The organism is Streptomyces sp. SID14436 (genome assembly GCF_010548465.1).
GTDB lineage: Bacteria > Actinomycetota > Actinomycetes > Streptomycetales > Streptomycetaceae > Streptomyces.
In genome coordinates, this window is record NZ_JAAGMD010000459.1 from 1 (window position 1) to 4,455 (window position 4,455).

3 protein-coding genes are annotated in these 4,455 nt (G+C 74.6%); 2 read left to right on the forward strand and 1 reads right to left on the reverse strand.

All coding sequences use genetic code 11. The features are described from left to right. Positions 1–23 precede the first annotated feature (23 nt). The gene (locus tag G3I53_RS15890; RefSeq protein WP_239063921.1) at positions 24–1,910 is read right to left on the reverse strand and encodes a phosphatidylglycerol lysyltransferase domain-containing protein; all 1,887 of its coding nucleotides are present in this window, start codon (positions 1,908–1,910) and stop codon (positions 24–26) included. Between the two features lie 237 nt (positions 1,911–2,147). Between G3I53_RS15890 and G3I53_RS15895 the strand changes: the two genes are divergently transcribed. Continuing rightward, on the forward strand, positions 2,148–3,278 hold the full coding sequence (locus tag G3I53_RS15895; RefSeq protein ID WP_164334711.1) for an alpha/beta hydrolase-fold protein: 1,131 nt from the start codon (positions 2,148–2,150) through the stop codon (positions 3,276–3,278). 328 nt (positions 3,279–3,606) lie between these two features. Continuing rightward, on the forward strand, positions 3,607–4,455 hold an 849-nt coding region (locus G3I53_RS15900), incomplete at its 3' end, for a hypothetical protein (RefSeq protein ID WP_239063922.1).

Genomic DNA, 4,455 nt, shown 5'->3' on the forward strand with positions numbered 1-4,455 from the left:
CGGGCGGGGGGTGCGGCGGCCGGTCAGGCGGCACGGACGGCGGTGTCCGGCGCGGCCGGGGTGTGCTCCGGTGTCCGGTGGACGCAGGGCAGCGGGGCGGGCCGGCGGCGGCGCAGGAAGGGCGGCAGGGGCAGCGCCAGGTTGACGAAACCTTCCGCCTGGAGGGCGGCGATGCCGATGCGGGGGAGGTCGGCGGAGGCCCGGTACACCACGAAGCGGGGTTCCCAGCGCGGGCGGAACTTGGCGTTGAACTTGTACAGCGACTCGATCTGGAACCAGCGCGACAGGAAGATCAGCAGCCCCCGCCAGGCGCGCAGGACCGGTCCGGCGCCGATCTTCTCGCCCCGGGCCAGCGCCGCACGGAACATCGCGAAGTTGAGGGACACGCGCGAGATGCCGAGTTCCGGGGCGGCCTGGAGGGCGGCCACGATCAGCATCTCGTTCATGCCGGGGTCGGCCGAGCGGTCCCGGCGCATCAGATCGAGGGAGACGCCGTCCGCGCCCCAGGGCACGAAGTGCAGGACCGCCTTGAGGTCGCCGTGCCGGCCCGGCTCCGCGTCCGCCTTGTGCGCGGTCGCGACGAGGCAGTCGCCGTCCGCCGGGTCGCCGACCCGGCCGAGCGCCATGGAGAAGCCGCGCTCGGTGTCGGTGCCGCGCCAGTCGTCGGCCGCGCGGCGGATGCGGTCCAGTTCGGCCTCCCCGAGGTCACGGACCCGCCGCACCCGGGTCTCGTAACCGGCGCGCTCGATGCGTTTGACCATCTGGCGCACGTTGCGCATCGCGCGGCCGGCCAGGGAGAAATCCTGGACGTCCACCACCGCCTCGTCACCGAGTTCGAGGGCGTCGAGGCCGGTCTCCCGGGTCCACACGTGACCGCCGGTCTCCGAGCAGCCCATGACGGCGGGCGTCCAGGAGTGGGCCCTGGCCTCGTCCATGAAGCGTTCGATGGCACCGGGCCAGGCCTCGACGTCGCCGATCGGGTCGCCGCTGGCGAGCATCACCCCGCAGACCACGCGGTAGGTCACCGCCGCCTTGCCGCTGGGGGAGAACACGACGGCCTTGTCGCGGCGCAGCGCGAAGTGGCCGAGGGAGTCCCGCCCGCCGTGCCGGGCGAGCAGGGCGCGCAGCCGCCGTTCGTCGTCCTCGGTGAGCCGGGCGGCCGGGTGTTCGGGCCGGAAGGCCAGGTAGAGCGTGGTGACGGCGGTGAGCAGGCCGAGGGCGCCGAGGGAGAAGGCGACCGTCCAGGAGGTGTCGCCCCGGTAGTCGAGCGGTCCCTCGAAGCCGAACAGGCCGTACAGGACGTGGGTGAGGCGGTCGGCGAGGCTGGGGTCGCCGACCAGCAGGCGCGGGTGGGCGTTGACGACGACCAGGCCGAGCAGCAGGGAGCCGGCGCCCATCAGGACGAAGTTGGCCAGCGCCCGCCATCTGCTGCGTGGGTCGGGCAGCGCCGCGAACTGGCCGCGGTGGCGCAGCAGGACCGCGAGCAGCAGCAGCGAGAGCACCACCCCCGCGACGGAGTGCCGGTAGGCGAACTGCGCGACGGCACCGGCCGGGAGCAGGGCGACGGCCGCCCGCCAGGCGCGCCGCTTGCCCCGCTTGAGCCCGTGGGCGAGCAGCAGCAACAGCACCCCCGCGCTGAGCGCGAGCGCGGCCGCGAACGGGCCGAGCGCGCCGGGCAGCACCTCCGCGAGGGCGTGCATGCGGCTGTGCCGGAAGCGGGGGAAGACGCCCGCCGCGATGTCCAGGAGGCCGACCAGGGCGCACGCCCGCCCGACCAGCAGGGGGACGGACTCGGGACGCGGTCCGCGCAGCAGCCGGCGCGCGGTGCCCACGAGGCGCGTGCCACGCGCGGGCCGCTCCCGGCCCGTGTGCTCGGCACGGTCCGCGGGCCGCGGAACCGCACCCGACATTTCCTCATCTGTCCTGACAGACATCGCATCCCGTAGTTCTGCGAGAGACCTTGGATCCGGTGCCGATTCGGGCATCCGGCGACATTGCGACCTCTAGGACGGTGTCTCGGGGGGAGAGGTTCACTCCGCCCGCCAAAACCGTTTCAACGGCCAAGGACCGGCCGGCGCGCCCCTCCTGACGCAGTGGGGGGTGGCTGCCGTGCGGCTCCGGGCGGAGAGTGCAGGCAGGTACCGCTGATGGGTCTGACGAGCGACAAGGTGCTGTGGGCGGCGGTGTCGGGCGCCGTCCTGCTGTTCGCCGGCACGGTGTGGCTGTGGCCGCGGCTGGCCGGGCGCGGGGTGCGGGCGGTGTGCGGCAGGGTGGGTCTGCTGCTGGCGACCCAGCTGGCCCTGTTCGCCGCGGTCGGCCTCGCGGCGAACCAGTCCTTCGGCTTCTACGCGAGCTGGGACGACCTGTTCGGACGGGAGAAGGACCGGGGCGTGGTGGTCGACCACGCGGCGGGCTCAGGGGCGGGCGGCGCCCCGCTGAGGGTCGTCGGGCGGGAGCGGCTGGCCGGTACGCCCGGGGCGCGGACGGCGGGCGGCGGCACGGTCGAGCAGGTCGAACTGGTGGGCCGGACCAGCCGCATCGCCTCTCCCGCGTACGTGTACCTGCCCCCGGAGTACCACCGGCCCGAGTACCGCACCCACCGGTTCCCGGCGGCCGTGGTGCTCACCGGCTACCCGGGCACCGCGCGGGCGCTGGTGGACAAGCTGCACTACCCGCGCACGGCCCGGGACCTGGCCGCCGCGGGCCGGATGGAGCCGACGGTCCTGGTGATGCTGCGGCCCACGGTGGCCCCGCCGCGGGACACCGAGTGCGTGGACGTCCCGGACGGGCCGCAGACCGAGACGTTCTTCGCCCGGGACCTGCCGGAGGCCGTCGGCGCGCACTACCGGGTGGCCGAGGGCCGGGGCGCCTGGGGCGTGGTCGGCAACTCGACGGGCGGCTACTGCGCCCTCAAGCTGGCCCTCCACCACCCCGACGTGTTCGGCGCCGGGGCCGGACTGTCGGCGTACTACAAGGCGCCCCTCGACGCCACGACGGGCGATCTCTTCCAGGGGGACAAGGCGCGCGAGAACCGGGCGGATCTGTGGTGGTGCCTCCGGCGGCGGCCCGCCCCCGACACCTCGCTGCTCGTCACCAGCAGCCAGAAGGGCGAGTCCAACTACCGGGACACGCTGCGGTTCATCGAGCGGGTGAAGGGCACCGGACGGACGCGGATCTCGTCGATCATCCTGGAAAGCGGCGGACACAACTTCAACACCTGGCGGCGGGAGATTCCCGCGACGCTGGAGTGGATGAGCGGGCGCTTGACGAGCGGATGAGCGGGAACCGCCCCGGACGGCGCGGTCGCGGCGCACGGAAACGGGGTCAGGGTCGCTCCGGAATGGGGCGCGGAAGTCCGCACGACGGGCGCCGCGAAGGCCGCGCGACGGCCCGGGACGGCCCGGGGCGAGCCGGGCAGGGCCCCGGCACGGGCGGGACGCGGCGCCTCCGGCGGGTCCGTGCGGAAACGACCTGGGGGCGAATTCCGGGGGTTGGGGCCATTCACGGGTGGCCCGAGTTCCCTGATGCCCTGTGAAACCCTTGTTATCGCTTTGTTTTTACGGGGCGGGGGCCCATCATTCCCCTACGCGCGGTAAGTTTCTGGCCATGCCACGTGGACGTCACCGCCATTCACCGCCCTTGCACAGGATGCTGCCCCCGTCGGCGATCGCAGGCGTCTCCCTAGTCTGCGCCCTGGGGCCATGGGTGTTCACGCAACCGACGGCGTTGCGTCTGCTGGCCGCGGTCGCGGCGGCCACCGCGATCACCGGCGCGGTCGTCATGCGGCGCTGGGACACCCAGGCGGGCAAGCGCGTCGCCGATCTCACGCGGGCGCGGGCGAGCGACGAGTGGCGCTTCGAGGAACGGACCGCCGAACTGGAGTCCGACCTCGAGGAGTCGCGTGAGCTGCGCATCAGGCTGGAGCAGCGGCTGCGCGCCAAGCGCGCGGAGCTGGCCGGCCTGCGCAACGAGCACGCGGCGCTGCTGCGCCGCTACGCCACGGCGGAGGCCGACCGGGCCAGCGTCCTGGAGGAGCGCCGGGTGCTGGAGATCGAGGCGACGGTGCCCGCGCGGGCGCTGCCCGCGGGCACTTCGGCGACGGCCGGAGCCGACGGCGCGGAGGACCCGGAGACCGCCGCGGCACCGGGGACGCCGGACGCCGAGGACGCGGCGGCGTCCGTGCCCTGCCCCAGGACCGAGGACGAGACCGGGACGGACGAGCACACCGCCCCCGAGGTCTTCTCGCCGCAGGGCTCCCAGCTGTTCCTGCGGGCGGACGCGGCACTCGCACGGTTCGAGAAGGCCGACGCGGCGGACGCCGACGCGGAGGAGGCCGAGGCCGGTGCGGAGTCCGGCGCCGAGCAGGCACCGGACGCGTCCGGTGCCGGACCGGCCGCCGACGAGCCCGGTGCCGAGGCGGACGGCACGTCCGGCCACGGGCCGGGTGACGGGCCC